17 protein-coding genes and 1 tRNA gene are annotated in these 16,894 nt (G+C 36.4%); 7 read left to right on the forward strand and 11 right to left on the reverse strand.

What is annotated here, in order from left to right:
• Window positions 1-10: 10 nt before the first annotated feature.
• From BM201_RS01365 to BM201_RS01390, 6 genes are all read right to left on the reverse strand, one after another.
• Window positions 11-1,312, reverse strand: coding sequence for a tyrosine-type recombinase/integrase (locus tag BM201_RS01365; RefSeq protein WP_092539607.1), 1,302 nt, complete (start codon window positions 1,310-1,312; stop codon window positions 11-13).
• 63 nt (window positions 1,313-1,375) lie between these two features.
• Window positions 1,376-1,457 (reverse strand) — tRNA-Leu (locus BM201_RS01370).
• A 768-nt stretch (window positions 1,458-2,225) separates the two neighbouring features.
• The gene (locus tag BM201_RS01375) at window positions 2,226-2,843 is read right to left on the reverse strand and encodes a response regulator (protein ID WP_092539608.1); all 618 of its coding nucleotides are present in this window, start codon (window positions 2,841-2,843) and stop codon (window positions 2,226-2,228) included.
• On the reverse strand, window positions 2,840-4,600 hold the full coding sequence (locus BM201_RS01380; RefSeq protein ID WP_092539609.1) for a tetratricopeptide repeat-containing sensor histidine kinase: 1,761 nt from the start codon (window positions 4,598-4,600) through the stop codon (window positions 2,840-2,842). Before BM201_RS01380 ends, BM201_RS01375 begins: the two co-directional genes overlap by 4 nt.
• On the reverse strand, window positions 4,600-4,959 hold the full coding sequence (locus BM201_RS01385) for a hypothetical protein (protein WP_092539610.1): 360 nt from the start codon (window positions 4,957-4,959) through the stop codon (window positions 4,600-4,602). The genes BM201_RS01380 and BM201_RS01385 overlap by 1 nt, the downstream gene beginning before the upstream one ends.
• A 336-nt stretch (window positions 4,960-5,295) precedes the next feature.
• Window positions 5,296-6,435, reverse strand: coding sequence for a PepSY-associated TM helix domain-containing protein (locus BM201_RS01390; protein WP_092539611.1), 1,140 nt, complete (start codon window positions 6,433-6,435; stop codon window positions 5,296-5,298).
• A 303-nt stretch (window positions 6,436-6,738) separates the two neighbouring features.
• On the opposite strand from BM201_RS01390, the gene BM201_RS01395 reads away from it, so the two are divergent.
• The 4 genes from BM201_RS01395 (at window position 6,739) to BM201_RS01410 (ending at window position 9,757) form a co-directional block, all read left to right on the forward strand.
• Entirely contained in the window at window positions 6,739-7,326 is a 588-nt protein-coding gene (locus BM201_RS01395) for a HupE/UreJ family protein (RefSeq protein WP_092539612.1), read from the forward strand.
• Window positions 7,327-7,428: 102 nt separating this feature from the next.
• Entirely contained in the window at window positions 7,429-7,860 is a 432-nt protein-coding gene (locus BM201_RS01400) for a deoxycytidylate deaminase (RefSeq protein ID WP_013069933.1), read from the forward strand.
• A complete protein-coding gene (locus BM201_RS01405; protein ID WP_092539613.1) occupies window positions 7,857-9,458 on the forward strand; it encodes a S41 family peptidase in 1,602 nt (533 codons plus the stop codon). The genes BM201_RS01400 and BM201_RS01405 overlap by 4 nt, the downstream gene beginning before the upstream one ends.
• Complete coding sequence (locus BM201_RS01410; RefSeq protein ID WP_092539614.1) at window positions 9,458-9,757, forward strand: hypothetical protein; 300 nt, start codon at window positions 9,458-9,460, stop codon at window positions 9,755-9,757. Before BM201_RS01405 ends, BM201_RS01410 begins: the two co-directional genes overlap by 1 nt.
• Here the strand turns inward: BM201_RS01410 and BM201_RS01415 are convergent.
• From BM201_RS01415 to BM201_RS01425, 3 genes are read right to left on the reverse strand one after another with little or no spacing between them, the layout of a single operon-like run.
• Window positions 9,749-10,360: an FAD-dependent oxidoreductase gene (locus BM201_RS01415; protein WP_092539615.1), complete on the reverse strand. Its 612-nt coding sequence runs from the start codon at window positions 10,358-10,360 to the stop codon at window positions 9,749-9,751. The genes BM201_RS01410 and BM201_RS01415 overlap by 9 nt on opposite strands.
• Before the next feature lies 1 nt (window position 10,361).
• Window positions 10,362-10,562 (reverse strand): hypothetical protein, encoded by a 201-nt coding sequence (locus BM201_RS01420; protein ID WP_084842423.1) that lies wholly within the window; start codon window positions 10,560-10,562, stop codon window positions 10,362-10,364.
• Window positions 10,559-11,140 (reverse strand): MarC family protein, encoded by a 582-nt coding sequence (locus BM201_RS01425; protein WP_175486955.1) that lies wholly within the window; start codon window positions 11,138-11,140, stop codon window positions 10,559-10,561. The genes BM201_RS01420 and BM201_RS01425 overlap by 4 nt, the downstream gene beginning before the upstream one ends.
• A 191-nt stretch (window positions 11,141-11,331) precedes the next feature.
• Here BM201_RS01425 and BM201_RS01430 point away from each other — a divergent pair, with 191 nt between their 5' ends.
• Entirely contained in the window at window positions 11,332-11,895 is a 564-nt protein-coding gene (locus tag BM201_RS01430) for a DUF3109 family protein (RefSeq protein WP_092539616.1), read from the forward strand.
• A gap of 105 nt (window positions 11,896-12,000) precedes the next feature.
• On the forward strand, window positions 12,001-13,347 hold the full coding sequence (dgt, locus tag BM201_RS01435; RefSeq protein ID WP_092539617.1) for a dGTP triphosphohydrolase: 1,347 nt from the start codon (window positions 12,001-12,003) through the stop codon (window positions 13,345-13,347).
• 78 nt (window positions 13,348-13,425) lie between these two features.
• On the opposite strand, the gene BM201_RS01440 is transcribed toward dgt, so the two are convergent.
• Window positions 13,426-14,424 (reverse strand): DUF3078 domain-containing protein, encoded by a 999-nt coding sequence (locus tag BM201_RS01440; RefSeq protein WP_245758546.1) that lies wholly within the window; start codon window positions 14,422-14,424, stop codon window positions 13,426-13,428.
• Between the two features lie 37 nt (window positions 14,425-14,461).
• The gene (gene dxs, locus BM201_RS01445) at window positions 14,462-16,228 is read right to left on the reverse strand and encodes a 1-deoxy-D-xylulose-5-phosphate synthase (RefSeq protein WP_092539618.1); all 1,767 of its coding nucleotides are present in this window, start codon (window positions 16,226-16,228) and stop codon (window positions 14,462-14,464) included.
• A gap of 81 nt (window positions 16,229-16,309) precedes the next feature.
• Between dxs and BM201_RS01450 the strand changes: the two genes are divergently transcribed.
• Entirely contained in the window at window positions 16,310-16,759 is a 450-nt protein-coding gene (locus tag BM201_RS01450) for a nucleoside deaminase (protein WP_092540570.1), read from the forward strand.
• Window positions 16,760-16,894 lie beyond the last annotated feature (135 nt).

Genomic DNA, 16,894 nt, shown 5'->3' on the forward strand with positions numbered 1-16,894 from the left:
ATAGTAAATTTTAGAAATCTATGGTGTAGATATCACTATGATCTGCTGGTAGTGCTATTTTTATATTTCTTAGGTAATTCCTTAAACCGGCCTCACTCTTATGCCTGGTAATTGGCATTAAATCATAAATAATTTGCTGTTCCGGTATTCCTTCTGCCTGTTTTGAATTGTATAAATCTCCAATGGCCGTATGTCTAAAACTGTATAATCCATATTCTTTTCCGTAACCTAAAGCTTTCTTTACTTTTTTAAATCGGTTCGTAAAATGATTCACTTTAGATTTTTCCTGCTTAGGTAGCCATATACTAGGCTTGTTTTCATTTGTGAATAAACTGTAAGACCCTGGATAGCCTTTTAATTCCATCTGCCCAATAATAGGCTGCATTTTAGTAATAATCTTTCGATAAGAAAATGCTTCAGTTTTTGTTTCCACCCCAAGGATCCAATCTTCGGTGTTAAGATCTCGAACTTTTAATCTGGTAATTTCAATTGGTCTTAAAATTGGATATAGTAGAAAAGAAATGAATTGAATTAAGTATGGATCATGCTCTTCAAGATACTTTTTTATTTCAATCAATTGCGAATGCGTAAAAGGACGGTTTTTTAATGGTTCCGATTTAAGTTTAGGAATTCCTTTCACAAAATTAGTATCAATTAACCTTTTATTCTTTAACTCTGTAAATAATGCAGATATCACTCTACGGGTATTATCTATACTGGTATTAGACAATCGTTCTCCAGAAGCTTTGTTTATGTAATCTAACTCGAGGTAATCCATAAACTGATAAAAGTCTTCAAGCTTAAATTGTTCTAATGGCAAACCTGATTTAAAATTGACATCAGCCCAGTCGAGAAAAAATTGAGATCTAAATTTATAATCTCGAGCTGTACTCTCCTTCGTATTTCGAATTTTTATCGCTAGTGCATATTCAATAGCAGATTTTAAAGTATGCTTTTGCTTCTTAGGAGAAGATCTCTGATTCTTAATTTTGTTTTTTAGTGGATTCCAGCCCTGCTCCAACAACATTTGATAAGATCGCTGATAGGCCTTTGCTACTTCTTCACGCTCTGCAACGGTTTTTTTTTGATTTATGCCGCGATAATACTTGCATTTAATATTCATCTTCCCTGTTTCGGGATCTCGCCAATAAAAATATACATACCATTTATCGCCAGGAGCAACACTTTTTCGCCCTTTCTTTTTTGGAATGTAAATTTTTACTTCGGAATATTTCTTCTTACTCATATCGACGATTTCGAACGAAATAGGCTCCTTTGTAGGCTCCTTTGTGATATTCACCTCAATTTTCATACAAGTAATATTGAGGGCTAAAAACGACAAAACCCCTGTAATTGCAGGGGTTTTGCTCTCTAGTACCTTGGGTGGGAATCGAACCCACACTTCCGAAGAAACTGGATTTTGAATCCAGCGCGTCTACCAATTCCGCCACCAAGGCAATTGGACGGCAAAATTAAAAAATTATTTGATATGCAGTATCTTTTTCTTTAAAAATCGAATTTTGATGATTCCCTTTCCACTAAACCCAAGATTGGATAATTCCTAAACTCTTTTTTATAAATCAATTCTGAAAATCTTAAAGTTTACTTCCGTAGAAAAATAATACCCAGGATTAACCACACAGCTTTAAATCTTGATTATGATAAAAATCCACCCCGGGATAGAGGTGGATTTAAGAAACAAAAGGAATGAACAGGTTCTAAAACCTGTTTCGTTATTTTCTTAAAGAGAACCTCTTTAAGCTAATATAAATTTGGATGTATTCACCAAACCCGAATCAATCTCAAAAAAACATAAAAAACCTTAAAAAACTGTTAGCTGCAATTCAACTAAATGTAAAGTTTAGCTTCAATAATTGTTAGCAATATTACCTAAACATGAAGTATTAAAAGCCTTCAAAAAAGAATAGACTTTTAAAAAACTAAAGGCAAGCTGCTTATCGCTCTGAAACTTTTAAAAACAAAAAACTCCCGCCTTTTAGCCGGGAGCATCATTTCATAAATGAAATCGAGAAAACGTTCTTAGACTTCCCTGCAAAGTAGAAAACAAATAGGTTTTGCAGCTAAGTTTTTAGAACAGACCTCTAAAGAGAGGCAATTGAACGAAATACTTCATTAATACTATTAAGAACTGCTAGTACTAAGAATTAATACTCCAAAACTAGCTTATAGATTTGGATAGCACCATCCCCATGCAAGGGTATATTTTAAAAATCGTATTTGCGCTGTAACGCGTAGCGAAGTAATTCTCCCGGCCCATGTAAACCGAGTTTTCTTATCATATTTTTGCGATGAGTTTCCACTGTTGTTTTCCCAATAAACAAAGCATCTGCAATTTCCTGATTGGTTTTGCCTTTACCTACAAGTTTTAGAATTTCGATTTGGCGTTTGGTAAGAATTCCTTTTGTTTCCTGAACGGTATCTTCAGCAGTAAGACTTAAATTGGCATCGTAATATAAATTCCCTTCAGAAACCGCCAATATCGCCTTCTCCATTTCGGTAAGCGGAGAATTCTTTAGCAAATATCCTGTTGCGCCGGCCTGAAGCATAAAATCTACCGCTTCGTCCTGATCGAACATACTAAAAGCAATGATCGCAATTCTGTCGAATTTCGCTTTGATCAATTTTGCGGCTTCGACACCATCCATCACCGGCATTCTAATATCTACCAATACCACATCTGGAATATTTTTTTCCACCAGTTTTACAAGTTCTTCCCCATTTTTTGCATGACCAATAATCGAAATCGTATCGTGATACTTAAAATAGGCCAAAACTCCATCGGCAACGGCTAAGTGATCTTCAGCAATAATTACACGAATCATGTTCTTGGAATATTTAAAATTACCGTGGTACCGCTACCCGGCTGGCTATCGATATCTACATTACCACCAAGATGTTCTACCCGTTTTATGATCGAAGCCAATCCCATCCCGTCGTTATCCTTTATAATAGAAGGATCAAAACCTTTACCATTATCTTCTACCATAATATTAATATGATCTTCGAAAGAAGTAAGATGTACGATAATTTCTGAAGCTTGCGCGTGTTTGATCACGTTGGTAATTAGTTCCTGTACAATCCTAAAAATCGTTATTTCTACACTATTTTCCAGGCGACCTTCCATATCGTGATCTTCTACCTGTACCACAAGGTTATTCCCCACAGAAACTTTAGAGGCAAAATTATTTATCGATGGCACCAAACCTTCGCTGGTTTTTAAACCGGCATTTCGCTGATGCGCATAATTTCTTACCTGCTGGTAGGTTTCATCTAAAAGTGAATGGGTAGCTTTAAATAATTCGTCCTGCTCGTCACGAAGACGATCGGTTTTAGTTTTTAAGTTATGAAAATGAAGTTTCAATGTAGCCAGTAATCCGCCTAAATTATCGTGAAGATCGTTTGCAATGCGTTGGCGCTCTTTTTCCTGCCCCTCGATCATGGCGTCTAAACCGGCAAGTTCCTGGTCTTTAAGTTGCTTTTCTAACTGGTTTTTCTCTAAAGCCGATTGTTTTATTTCTAACTGCTTTTTGGCCATGCGATTGCGATACACAAGATAAGTGGCAATAAGCAACAATACCAGTAAAATTACTCCTGAAATTAACCAAAATCGAGATTGCTTTAATTGTAAGTTTTCATTTTCTTTTTTCTGAACCTCGTACTTGGTTTGGATATCGTAGATCGCTTTCTCCTGTTCCTGCAGGTTTAAACTATCCTGGTAAGCCTGGGTTAATTTGTAATATTCTAATGCTTTTGCAGGTTGCTCGTCCAGCTCGTAAGTTTTAGCTATTAGATCGTATAGAAATTGTTTATCAGCGATTTGATACTCCTTAACTAGACCTAAAAGCGAATCTGCTTTTATATAGTTTAAAATAGCTTTATCATACTCACCTAGCTTCTTATAGGCACTAGCCGTATTTAGATAGCTTGATTGTAGATCTTTCGGTTCCTCATAAAACTTTCTAGAAAGATCAAAATAGTACAAGGCTGAATCCCTGTTTGAGGTAAATTCGTTATACAATACTCCAAAATTGTTCAACATATTGGCTTCAGCCAGAGTATCGTTGTCTTGTTTTATTAATTGCAGTGCTTTTCTAAAGTATGTAAAAGAACTATCTACAGTTTTCTTTCTTGCAAAATTAGCTGCAATCCTAATATAAGCTTTTCGTAAATTCTTAGGATTATTTTGCGATAGATGATATTTTAAATAAGCATCTATATATTCATTATAATTTAAATGTTCACTCCCAATATCTCTTAATACCTGAAAAATTTCAAGATTAATGGTTGCTACTTTTTCAAGACTATCCAATTCAGTATAAAGCTTTCGCGCTCTAAGCAATAAGGGATAAGCGTCTGAATCTTCATTTCTGAATTTATGGTTAGTAGATTGTAGATAATAAAATCTGGCTTTTTGTGGAATGGACAGCGAATTTGTATCTATCTGTGATAGAATATCTAAAGATAACTGATAATTATCTGCTTCTTGAGAAGTTTCAGCTTCATCTAAAAGATGTTGCTGGGCAAAGCAAGAGGCCAGCCCAAAGATTAAAAATCCACAAAAAACCAGTAACTTTTTCATTATCCCACACCTTTTAGGACACCCTCTCCAACAGTTTCATCATCATCTGGATCGCCAACTCCACCGCCTATTCCTGTGCCTAACTTCCAAACTATTTTAAATTTTAAATAGCTAAATTGAAAGTCACTCAAATTCAGAGAAATAGTTTTAGTTGCTACATCGTTACTAGGTTCAACGTTTTTGTCTCCGGTTACATAAATTTCAATCTTTAGAATTTCGAAAATTAATGGACTGTTACCAATTACTTCGCAAGTGGTATACGAAAAATTATCAGGGAAGTAGAAATCTACGCTATAGTTGCTACCGTCTTTTTGTAAATTATCCACGTAAAATAGTGGATTGCTGTTAGAATTACTCATTTTAGAATTTAGATTTTAACATAACTTTAAAAATAAGAAATAAATTAACCCGATAATAAAATGCACCATTTTTATCGAATATTAGCTAACAGAAAGCTTAAACCACAGATCCCCTATTAAGTTAAAAGCAAAACCACTATTTGTTTAAGTATTCATTAACATATTGCAATTTTGTTAAGAATTACATTTTCAAACATTTGTAAGAAACAACTTTCAATCCTTCTAACTTACTACAAAAGCATAAAAAAACCGCCAAAAACTGGCGGTTTATAAGATAAACTCAATAGACCAGAACTCCTAGAAAAAGTCAAGTCTATAAGCTGAAATTGTAAAGTTTTAGGCCTTCTTTTTTTTAGGCTTTTTCTTCATTTTATTCAACCAGATAAATGTCCCGGTGATAGGAAGAGTGGTTGCAATTAAACAAGCTAGAAAATAGATAAATTTAGAGAAGCCACCATAAATGGTTCCGGTATGTAAAGGCTTAATTAAAGAAGTAATTCTTACATTAAGTGGCTTATCATTAAAAATTTCCTTTTTAAGCACTTTCCCGTCACGATCTACAATTAGATTATCTGCAATTATCGGGGAAAGTTTAGCCGATTCGTATTTTCTAACACTATAAACACCCTTATCTCCAGATGGGAAACTAATCGAGGTTTTCCCCTCGTAATTCAGTTCCTGTGTGGTTATTTTTTCAACTTCAGCAATAGATATTACCTCATCTTCGTCAATTTGGGCTTCACTTTCTACGCGCGGGCCACCACGACCACCAAAAATCTGTGCCCCCATAACTTCGCTTCCCAGATCACGATACCATTGGAAAGACCAGCACAAACCGGTAAGCGACATCACCACTAAAAAAATACAGGCATAAAATCCTAAAGTATTATGTAAATCGTGGTTAATACGTTTCCATCTTGCCGAAAATTTAATTTTGAAGCCAGGTTTTAAGGTTTTCCACTTAATATTTTTCTTCGGAAACCAAAGCACGATCCCAGTGATCGAAAGGATTAAAAAAATAATGGTTGAAACTCCAACGATTGGTCGCCCAATTGAAGAATCCAATAACAACCATCTGTGTAATTTAAACATCGAAAAGAAAAAACCATCTAAAGAAGATTTCTGCGTTTTACTGAATTCTGCCGTGTAAGGATTTACATAATAGGTACTGCCACGTCGTTGTTTTGGCGATTCTTTTACACTAAACTCGTAAGCTTCGCCTTCTTCAGCCGGTACGGTAACCGAGCTTACGATCCCTTCGCCTTCTAATGCCGATATTAGTTGTTCTACAGATAATTTTTCGTCTCCAGCTTCAACCCTAAAATCTTCAGCAAAAAGATCTTTTATTTCGTGCTCAAAAGTAAGTATGGTTCCGCTAAGACAAACCAAGAATAAAATAATTCCGCTGGCTAATCCTAACCATAAATGAACATCGTTAATAAATGTGCGTAAACCGTACTTTTTCTTTTTCTTCATTATTAAATATATTTAACCAAGTCTTACAAATGCCTGCTGTTGCTAAGATTAGCTAATTTTAAAGGATTTTATTTAGACTTATTCAAAATTATTGCTTCAAAAATAATCAGCTTTTTCAATTCATTATAATTTAATTAGACCAATTTTAAACAGAATACAACTGATCGCTGATTATCAATACATTAGCGTTTGTTAAAATTTTACTGAAACCGATGTAAATACAGAAAACTCAGGCTTTATCGTATTAGCTTTTGTGATTTTCTTAAGAAGTCGTACATTCGGCAGCGTTAGCCTTTATCCCTTATGTCACAATTTTGGTTATATCTTAAGTTAGGCCTGGAGCATGTTCTAGATTTGAATGCTTACGACCATATTCTTTTTTTGATCGCTTTAGTAGCGTCGTATACTTTTACCTCCTGGAAAAGAGTGTTATGGTTAGTCACCATTTTTACAATAGGCCATACGTTTGCACTATTTTTATCTACGTACGAAATTGTGATCGTAGACACGACCTGGGTAGAGTTTTTAATTCCGGTTTCCATTATGATCACGGCGATCTATAATATATTTACGGCAAGTAATAAAGAGAAAACCAGCAATCCCGGGCTTTTATATTTTACCACCGCTTTTTTTGGGATCATTCACGGGCTTGGTTTTTCAACCTACTTTAAAATGCTAAGTAGCGGATTTTCTTCTAAGATCCTTCCGCTTATAGAATTCGCTTTAGGGATAGAATGCGCACAGGCCATCGTGGTATTATCTGTGCTAATATTGGCGCTTATCGTTCAAAATTTCTTTCAGGCCTCTAAGCGTGATTGGATACTGGTTGTTTCAGCCATTGTGATAGGAATTATTCTCCCTATTCTAAGAGATAATTTTAATGCGATTTAAGTAACTTTAACGCCTTAAAATTGGTTTAACCTGTCGCTTACAATATTTTAGCGATTCTTACATTATAAGTTAGGGATTTCTAAAGATCTCTTTTCAGAAGACATGCAAAAAGAAAAACAGCTTAAATACGACAAAGCCTATTTAAGAATAGCCAGAGAGTGGAGTAAACTTTCTCATTGTAAAAGAAAACAGGTTGGTGCAGTTATTGTAAAAGATAGAATGATCATTTCTGATGGTTATAACGGTACGCCAAGCGGATTTGAAAATTTTTGTGAAGACGAAGAAGGCTACACCAAATGGTATGTTTTACATGCCGAGGCTAATGCAATTTTAAAAGTTGCCGCTTCTACACAATCCTGCCAGGGCGCAACTTTATACATCACCATGTCGCCCTGTAAAGAATGTAGTAAGCTTATACACCAGGCCGGGATTACCAGACTGGTATATTGCGTAGACTATAAGGATAATAGCGGTCTCGATTTTCTTAAAAAAGCAGGTGTCGATTTAATACAGATAACGCAATTAGACGATTGAAAAATAAAAGAAATATATATACCCCACTGCTTTTAGGTATTGCCTGCGCTATTGGCGTATTTATGGGTGGCAAGATAAATTATTCATCTTCAGATCAATTATTTTCATCAAATCCTAAAAAAGAAAAATTAAACCGACTTATCGACTATATTGATTACGAGTACGTTGATGAAGTAAATACAGATAGTATCGTTGATGTTACGGTAAATACGATTTTAAAAGGTCTGGATCCTCACTCGGTTTACATCCCAGAGCAAGAATACGATAATGTTTCACAAAACATGAAAGGTGATTTTGTTGGGATTGGAGTAAGTTTTTATTCGGTTGAAGATACCATTATGGTTATCCAGGCATTAGAGGGCGGCCCAAGTGAAAAAATAGGAATTCGCGGTGGTGATCGCATTTTATATGCTAACGATACGCCACTATTCGATCTTGGCGTAAGCAGTGATTCCTTAACCACTTTCTTAAAAGGAAAACAAGGTAGTAAGGTCGAATTAAAAGTAAAACGACCAGGCAAAGAAGAGCTCCTAAGCTTTAATGTAAAGCGTGATCACGTACCAATTAAAAGTGTGGAAGCGGTTTATATGCTGAATAAAACCGTTGGCTATATTAAAATTAATCGTTTTGCTGAATCGACCTACGAAGAATTTAATGCTGCAATAAAAGCATTAGAATTAATGGGGGCTAAGGAAATCGCGCTAGATCTTCGTGATAATCCAGGCGGTTATTTAGCTGAAGCAATAAATATTGCAGATGAATTCCTAAAAGATGAAAAACTAATTCTTTTTACAAAAAACAAAAGTGGCTCTATCGAAAAAACTTTTGCTCAGCGCGAAGGCGATTTTGAAGACGGCCATGTATATGTTTTGATCAATGAAAATTCAGCTTCAGCAAGCGAAGTGGTTGCCGGCGCATTGCAGGATAATGATGTGGGAACAATCATTGGAAGACGCTCTTACGGGAAGGGACTGGTACAACGTGAAATGGATCTTGGTGATGGCAGCGCAGTACGATTAACCATCGCAAGATACTACACGCCAACCGGTAGATCTATCCAAAAACCATACGAGAACGGTAACGATAGTTACTTTAGAGATTACGAACGTCGCTATAAAAATGGTGAACTTAAAAGTGTAGATAGTATCAAAGTAGATGATTCTTTAAAATATGTGACACCCGGCGGAAAGATCGTTTATGGCGGTGGAGGAATTATCCCAGATGTGTTTATCCCGAAAGATATCGAAATTGAACGCGAACACATCAGGATTTTGCTGAACGGCGGCTTTTTAAGCAGATTTGTTTTTCAGGAATTAGAAAGGGACAGAAGTTATTACAATTCGCTTTCTAAAACCGAATTCGACAATGAAGTTGAAATTACAGATGAAACTGTCGACAGACTAATAGCTTTCGGAAAAAGTGAAAAACTAAATATTCGCCTTACCGAATATAAGCCCTTAATGAAGCAGTATTTAAAAGCAGTAATGGCGCAACAACTATTTGGCTCTACTTACTTTCAGCAATTAAAGAACGAGGGAGATCCGGTAATCGATAAGGTATTAGAATTATCTGAGAAGAAAAATAACTTTAAAGATTAATGAATTCTATCGATTATCTTGGTACTTATTGTGTGATTCTGCCACTGCTTTTCTTTGTAATTGCAGTTAGCTTCAGGCTTATGGATAATAGTGCTTTGTTATTTCTCCAAAAGGATATTATGGTGAGTTCGTCTTATGTCTCAAGAAATACGATTAAAAGGCATATCGCTTCGAACCCAGATAAGGTTTTTACAGGCAAACTTAGAAGAGCTTTACTTTATCGCGGCTTGCATCGCATCTTCATCATATTAATGATCACTTCTACGATCACCGCTATAAGCTGCTTTATGCTAGCTTAACTTATCATGAACTTTGGTGTGTTCACCGCCATTCCAATCGGTAAGAATATCTGTTGCTACAGCAGCGCCACTACCACAGGCAATGGAAAACTGACTACGCCAACCGGCCAAAGAACCGGCCACGTAAAGATTAGGCACTACAAGATGATCTTCATTTATTAGCTGCACTCTATTCTTAGAAGCTTTCGCCTTTTTATGCGGAATCACATACTCGTCTATACCTCCAATTCTAAAATTATCTGAATACCCAATAGCAATCACCACTTTTTTCGCTAAATACGAATTCTTATTTGTTTTAAGCTCGTAAACTCCGTTTTCGTTCTTGCTAATATGCTGAAGTTTCTCGCCTTTTAATTGTTCTACTTTTGGATATAAGTCTTCTAATTGTTTTGGTCCTGCTTTCAACACATCCATTCCTTTAGTTCCCGGTTGTAACCCAAGTACATTATTAAAAAGTGCTGTTTGCAGATCTGATGTTTTTTGATGCATCACGATCCCTACTTTTTTGTCTTTGGCAAATTCCTTTTCTAAACCAGATCCTACAACTAAAGCACAAGACATCCCTGCAGCTCCTCCTCCAACAATTAAAAGGTCATATTCCATATTATTGATTATGTTTTTTTGCGATCGTTCTGGAAACTAAAAGAATTCCCATTAATACAATTACACAAAGACTTGCTACAATTGCGATTAATGCTGTTCCACTTTCGTCTTCCATAAGATTATTAAAATCTAAAATAGTGATATTAAATCCAATAACAACAATTCCTAAAAAAACGATGGTGTAGATTAAATACTTTGTCATGAAAATAAACTCTGAATGTTTGCGGCAAAAAGTTTAACGGCGATTGCCAATAAAATAACGCCAAATATCTTTCGGATAACATTTATACCCTGCGATCCCAAAACCCGCTCGATTTTTCCTGAAGATTTTAAGACGATATATACAAAGATAATATTGATTATGATAGCCACAATAATATTTATGGTTTCATATTCTGCTCTAAGCGATAAAAGCGAGGTCATGGTTCCTGCCCCGGCAATTAAAGGAAAGGCCAAAGGCACGATCGATGCAGACTCTGGCGCATCATCTTTATACAAACTAATCCCCAAAATCATCTCTAAAGCCAAAAAGAATAGAATAAAAGAACCCGCTACTGCAAACGAGTTTACATCGATCCCAATAAGATTTAAGATCTCTTTCCCTAAAAACAAAAAAGCGATCATTAATAAACCGGCAACGATCGATGCTTTTTCACTTTGTATATGCCCTACTTTTTTTCGTAGATCCAATACAATAGGAATGCTTCCAATAATATCGATTACCGCAAATAAAATCATTCCTACGGTAAACACTTCCCTGAAATCGAACAAATTAAACATAGCTCAAAATTTTTTGCAAAAGTAAATTTTCATAACGATTTTAGTTATTTTCAGTTATAAATATTTCTCAAAAACATAAAATTAAGGATATCTATTCTACGCCTAGCCTAGAACCATTTTAAATCGCTGTTCTAAGGCAAATAATAAAGCGCTTTTCTTTATAAAATCAATCTTAAAATTATCTTTGCCGTATGTTTCAGTTAGGTAAAACCATAGTTTCAGAAGAAATTCTAAAAAAAGAATTTGTTTGTAATCTTTCTGCCTGCAAAGGAGCGTGCTGCGTAGACGGCGATGCTGGTGCTCCCGTAGAAGAGTACGAGAAAGAGATCATGGATAAAATTTATCCAAAAGTAAAACCATTTCTAAGGCAAAAAGGAATCGATGCCATCGAAGAACAGGGACGATATATCACCAACGACTTTGGCGAGATCGAAACACCCCTTATTGATGGTGCAGATTGCGCTTATGTGACTTTCGATGACAAAGGCACTGCTCTTTGCGGTATCGAAGAAGCCTATAACCAGGGCGAAATCGATTGGAAAAAACCGGTTTCCTGCCACCTTTACCCGGTGCGCGTTCAGGATTATTCAGAGTTTTCTGCCATAAATTATCACCAGTGGCATATTTGCGACGATGCCTGTAGCCTTGGCGAGGAATTAGGTGTACCCATCTATAAATTCACCAAAGAAGCTTTAATTAGAAAATTTGGGGAAGACTGGTATACCGAATTAGAAAAAGTAGCCGAAAAATTATAATCTGGGCGTTGCCTGCGGCCGGGCTTTCGCTACTCGCTTTGCAAGATCTATCGATCTTGCAAGAGCTCAAACAAACCGCTCTATCCCTAACGCAAAACCAAAATCATGAACTGGGAACAACTATTATCACTTAAACGATCTGGAGATACCAATAAAAGATTACGTAAAGAACAAGACGAAACTCGCTTAGGTTTCGAAGTAGATTACGATCGTATCATTTTTTCTTCAGCATTTAGAAGTTTACAGGATAAAACCCAGGTGATCCCACTTTCTAAAACAGATTTTGTACATACGCGTTTAACCCATAGTTTAGAAGTTTCTGTAGTAGGTCGTTCTTTAGGACGATTAACCGGAAAAAAGATCTTAGAAAAGCATCCACATCTTAGCAATATTCACGGTTACCAAATGAACGATTTTGGAGCCATTGTTGCCGCAGCTGCTTTAGCGCACGATATAGGAAATCCTCCTTTTGGACATTCCGGAGAAAAAGCAATAGGCGAATATTTCTTAAATGGAAACGGTAAAAGATTCAAATCACAACTTAGCGATAAAGAATACCAGGATTTGGTGAAGTTTGAAGGTAACGCAAACGGATTTAAAATTCTTACCGAAGATCGACCTGGTACGCCGGGAGGTTTAAGAATAAGTTACGCAACTTTAGGTGCTTTTATGAAGTATCCTAAAGAATCCTTACCTCACAAACCCACAAAAAATATTGCCGATAAGAAATTTGGTTTCTTTCAAAGTGAAAAAGAAACCATGCTGGATGTCGCACAAGAACTGGGCTTATCTAAAACCGGCAAAGATGGAGATATTAGTTTTTCCAGACATCCTTTAGCTTTTCTAGTAGAAGCTGCAGATGATATTTGTTACACTATTATCGATTTTGAAGACGGTATAAACCTTGGCTTGATCGATGAAGATTATGCCTTAGAATATTTGATAAAACTGGTTAAGGACAACATCTCTACGCCAAAATATAACTCGCTGCAAAGCACAGCAGATCGTTTAAGTTATCTGCGATCTTTAGCAATTAACACTTTAATTCGTGAAGCTGCCGAAATATTCTTAGCGAACGAAGAAGCTATTCTTGCGGGAGAATTCCATCAGGCACTTTTTGATAAAAGTAAATACGAAGCGCAGATCAAAGATATTATCAAAATTAGCGTTGAAAAGATCTATCAAAGCGAAGAGGTGATCAATAAAGAAATTGCCGGCTATAAAATGCTGGAAACTTTACTAGACACCTATACTAGCGCATTTTTACCAGAACGCGAAGATTTGGATTCTAATTTTAATGATCTGGTCTTAAAATCTGTTCCAAAATTAAAACACCTACAAGCTGAAACTTCAGTGTATCAAAAATTAATTCAGGTTTGTTCGTATACCGCATCGCTAACCGATGGGTTTACAGTTTCTTCTTTTAAAAGATATCAGGGATCTGGTTTTTAATTTTCAGAAGAAATTATTTGGAATAAAGATCAATGATATCTTGACATATCTGCCAAATTATTGATCGAGGATTTCAGCTTAAAAGACATAGGTAAATCCAATCCCTAAAAGCTGTTTCCATTGCACTCTGGCTCCCAGGGTTTCTAATTCGCCGTCGCCATCGACATCTTCTTTATATTTCACGTCGTTATCGTAGAGAAGATGCGAGCCAATGTTAGCTTTTATAAAGTCGTTTACTTTCATATCAAAAGCCAGCTGCCAATCGACATCAATATTTCCAAAATCCCGAAGGTAGTCTGAATACAAACTTATCTGGGTATTCATATTCACGTTTGGAAACACCTGTTTTTTAAAATCACTGGTAATTAAAAAACCAAATTCAGATCGTACTTTACTTCCTTCGTCAATTAGATTTCCAAGCTCATCGTATTCCGCTGGATCAACACCAAAAGCACCTTCGTTAGCTAAACGCTGGTCGAGCACAAAAGTAGATTTCTCTGTCACCGGAGAGATATAGGCATTAAAATTTTCGTCTGGATGCGAAAACTGCGTACCCACACCAATTAGAAGGTAACCCGGCGCCATGAATTTAGAGATCGCATTTTCTGTATTAGGATATTTATAACCATTAGCAAACTGAGTTCTAAAATCGATATTTCCAGAATAATACCAGTTAGAAACCGAGTCTCTACGGTATCCAAAAGTAGTTTTAAACTGAATTTGATCGTCGGTTTTTCGAACTTCCTGACCTTCCTGGGAGTTTAAACCATATCTTAACGAGAGGTAATTTTTCCAGCTAGTAAGCTTTTTCTTGTAGTTTCTTTCGAATTGCCCATGAAACAATGCTGAAATGGAATTATTTCCACCGGCATTCCAGTTTACAAAGGCTACTTCGCTTAAATTCACTCCAACTGAATTCTTTTCAGACCAGTATATCACTACAGGCTCGACCTCTGCAGAATCTTGCGGCGTCTGTGTGGTGTCTTGCGCCGTTTGATTTTGTGCACACATCGATAAAGAAGAAAGACCCAGATAGCATGAAATACAAATTAAACTAATGGTTAATCGCACTTTCATTGGTTATTTAGATTATTCGGATTCGCAAAATTAAAATTTATAATAAACATTTCACCTGGCGGACAATACTTTTAACGTCTATTCCGGCGATTTCTTGTAATTCATCTATTTTTCCATGTTCTATAAAATGATCTGGAACTCCTAAACACTTTATTTTATTCGTGTAATTATGCTCTGCAGCGAACTCTAATATCGCACTACCAAAACCACCTTTTGCCACACCATCTTCTAGCGTTACAACAGTTTTATATTCTTTAAAAACCTTGTGTAGCATGGTTTCATCCAAGGGTTTTGCAAACCTCATATTATATAATCCTAACTCTTCCTCTATTTGTTTCAAAGCTACTTTTGCGTTCTTAATGATCGCCCCTAAAGCTAAGATTGCAAGATTTTGGCCTTCTTTTTCACAAACCGCTTTTCCAATTTCTAAGGCTTCAAAAGGAACCTGCCAATTGTTAGTAACACCTCTTCCTCTTGGATAACGTATTGCGATTGGATGCGCTATACCTAATTGAGCGGTATACAAAAGTTGTCTTAATTCAATTTCATCGGCAGGGGCAGCAACGATCATATTTGGGATGGCGCGTAAATAAACCAGATCGAATAAACCATGATGTGTGGCGCCATCTTCACCAACCAAACCAGCTCTATCCAGACAAAAAACAACCGGTAAGTTTTGCAGCGCTACATCGTGAATTACCTGGTCGTAGGCTCGTTGTAAAAAAGTGGAATAAATATTACAAAAAACAACTGCGCCTTGCGTGGCCATTCCGGCAGCTAAGGTCACAGCATGCTGTTCGGCAATTCCAACATCAAAAGCTCTTTCAGGAAAAGCGTTCATCATATATTTTAGGGAACTTCCGGTAGGCATTGCGGGAGTTATCCCTATGATCTTTTTATTTTCTTTAGCTAATTCAACCAAAGTGAGACCAAAAACATCCTGATATTTTAAAGCTAAACCTTCAGAATTTCGCGGTAATAATTCTCCTGTTTCCGGCTGAAATTTCCCCGGTGCGTGATATTTCACCTGATCTTCTTCAGCTTTCTTTAAACCTTTTCCTTTTTTAGTAATAACATGAAGAAATTTAGGGCCTTTAGTTTGCTGTAGTTCTTTCAGAATCGATAACAAAGCATCCAAATCGTGACCATCTACCGGCCCAAAATAATTGAAATTAAGCGCCTCGATGATATTGCTTTCCTTAGGCTTATAACCAACTTTAGCTTTGGTAAGATATTCTTTTAAAGCACCCACACTAGGATCGATCCCTATTGCATTATCATTTAAGATCACCAACAAATTAGCATTGGTTACTCCGGCATGATTTAAACCTTCAAAAGACATTCCGCTTGCGATAGAAGCATCTCCAATAACTGCAATATGTTGTTTTTCTATGTCTCCTTTTAACTGAGAAGCCAAAGCCATTCCCAGCGCTGCAGAGATAGATGTTGAAGAATGTCCAACCCCAAAAGTATCATAAACGCTTTCCTCTCTTTTTGGGAATCCGCTTAGGCCGCCTAACTGCCTGTTGGTATGAAAATTATTTCTACGGCCTGTTAAAATCTTGTGTCCATAGGCCTGGTGACCAACATCCCATACTAGCAGATCATTGGGAGTATCAAAGATAAAATGCAGTGCAATGGTTAATTCTACAACGCCAAGACTCGCCCCTAAATGGCCTTCTTTAACCGCCACAACCTGAATAATATAATGTCGTAACTCGTTAGCCAGAAGCTGTAATTCCTGCAAAGATAAACCTCTTAGATCTTCGGGTTGTTCTATTTTATTTAAAACCTGATACTCCATATTCTTGACAAATTTAATTTTATCCTGAAACTATTTTGAATATTTAGCGCTTCCTTTTTTATCTTGCTTAAAAATTATAGCGTGCTTACACCATACGACGATACTTATTTTATGAAAAAGGCTTATGAAGAAGCCGAAATTGCTTTTGAAAAAGGCGAAATTCCTGTTGGTGTAGTGGTCGTAATCAAAAACCGAATAATAGCACGCGGTCACAATCTCACCGAAACTTTAAACGACGTCACCGCACATGCCGAAATGCAGTCTATCACAGCAGCAGCCGGATTTTTAGGAGGAAAATACTTAAGGAATTGCACGATGTACGTTACTTTAGAACCTTGCCAGATGTGTGCCGGTGCGCTATATTGGAGTCAGCTTTCTAGATTGGTTTTTGGAGCAAAAGATGAGCATCGAGGTTATCAAAAATTCGGAGTTCAATTGCATCCAAAAACAGAAGTTTCCCAAGGAATTATGGAGCAGGAATGCAGCCAGCTGCTAAAAAAATTCTTTATCGAAAAACGTAATCTTAACTAGTGATAGCTTAGGATTGCCCTGGTTTTTAGGAAAACTTTTAGGCTTCAAGAATTAAAAGTGTTATAGATAGTTAAAATTTATTCCCATCTCTGATTTTTTTTGAAATTTCACATCGCCCTACGGCAATTTCGACTT

Origin of the sequence: Zunongwangia mangrovi (genome assembly GCF_900112105.1) — a bacterium.
Lineage (GTDB): Bacteria > Bacteroidota > Bacteroidia > Flavobacteriales > Flavobacteriaceae > Zunongwangia > Zunongwangia mangrovi.

Excerpts from the sequence above, each read along its gene's own strand:
- BM201_RS01410 (WP_092539614.1), top strand. The coding sequence starts at position 9,458 with ATGAATTCTATCGATTATCTTGGTACTTATTGTGTGATTCTGCCACTG.
- BM201_RS01415 (WP_092539615.1), bottom strand. The coding sequence starts at position 10,360 with ATGGAATATGACCTTTTAATTGTTGGAGGAGGAGCTGCAGGGATGTCT.
- BM201_RS01395 (WP_092539612.1), top strand. The coding sequence starts at position 6,739 with ATGTCACAATTTTGGTTATATCTTAAGTTAGGCCTGGAGCATGTTCTA.
- BM201_RS01365 (WP_092539607.1), bottom strand. The coding sequence starts at position 1,312 with ATGAAAATTGAGGTGAATATCACAAAGGAGCCTACAAAGGAGCCTATT.
- BM201_RS01375 (WP_092539608.1), bottom strand. The coding sequence starts at position 2,843 with ATGATTCGTGTAATTATTGCTGAAGATCACTTAGCCGTTGCCGATGGA.
- BM201_RS01385 (WP_092539610.1), bottom strand. The coding sequence starts at position 4,959 with ATGAGTAATTCTAACAGCAATCCACTATTTTACGTGGATAATTTACAA.
- BM201_RS01390 (WP_092539611.1), bottom strand. The coding sequence starts at position 6,435 with ATGAAGAAAAAGAAAAAGTACGGTTTACGCACATTTATTAACGATGTT.
- BM201_RS01430 (WP_092539616.1), top strand. The coding sequence starts at position 11,332 with ATGTTTCAGTTAGGTAAAACCATAGTTTCAGAAGAAATTCTAAAAAAA.
- BM201_RS01420 (WP_084842423.1), bottom strand. The coding sequence starts at position 10,562 with ATGACAAAGTATTTAATCTACACCATCGTTTTTTTAGGAATTGTTGTT.
- BM201_RS01400 (WP_013069933.1), top strand. The coding sequence starts at position 7,429 with ATGCAAAAAGAAAAACAGCTTAAATACGACAAAGCCTATTTAAGAATA.
- BM201_RS01380 (WP_092539609.1), bottom strand. The coding sequence starts at position 4,600 with ATGAAAAAGTTACTGGTTTTTTGTGGATTTTTAATCTTTGGGCTGGCC.
- dgt (WP_092539617.1), top strand. The coding sequence starts at position 12,001 with ATGAACTGGGAACAACTATTATCACTTAAACGATCTGGAGATACCAAT.
- dxs (WP_092539618.1), bottom strand. The coding sequence starts at position 16,228 with ATGGAGTATCAGGTTTTAAATAAAATAGAACAACCCGAAGATCTAAGA.
- BM201_RS01425 (WP_175486955.1), bottom strand. The coding sequence starts at position 11,140 with ATGTTTAATTTGTTCGATTTCAGGGAAGTGTTTACCGTAGGAATGATT.
- BM201_RS01440 (WP_245758546.1), bottom strand. The coding sequence starts at position 14,424 with ATGAAAGTGCGATTAACCATTAGTTTAATTTGTATTTCATGCTATCTG.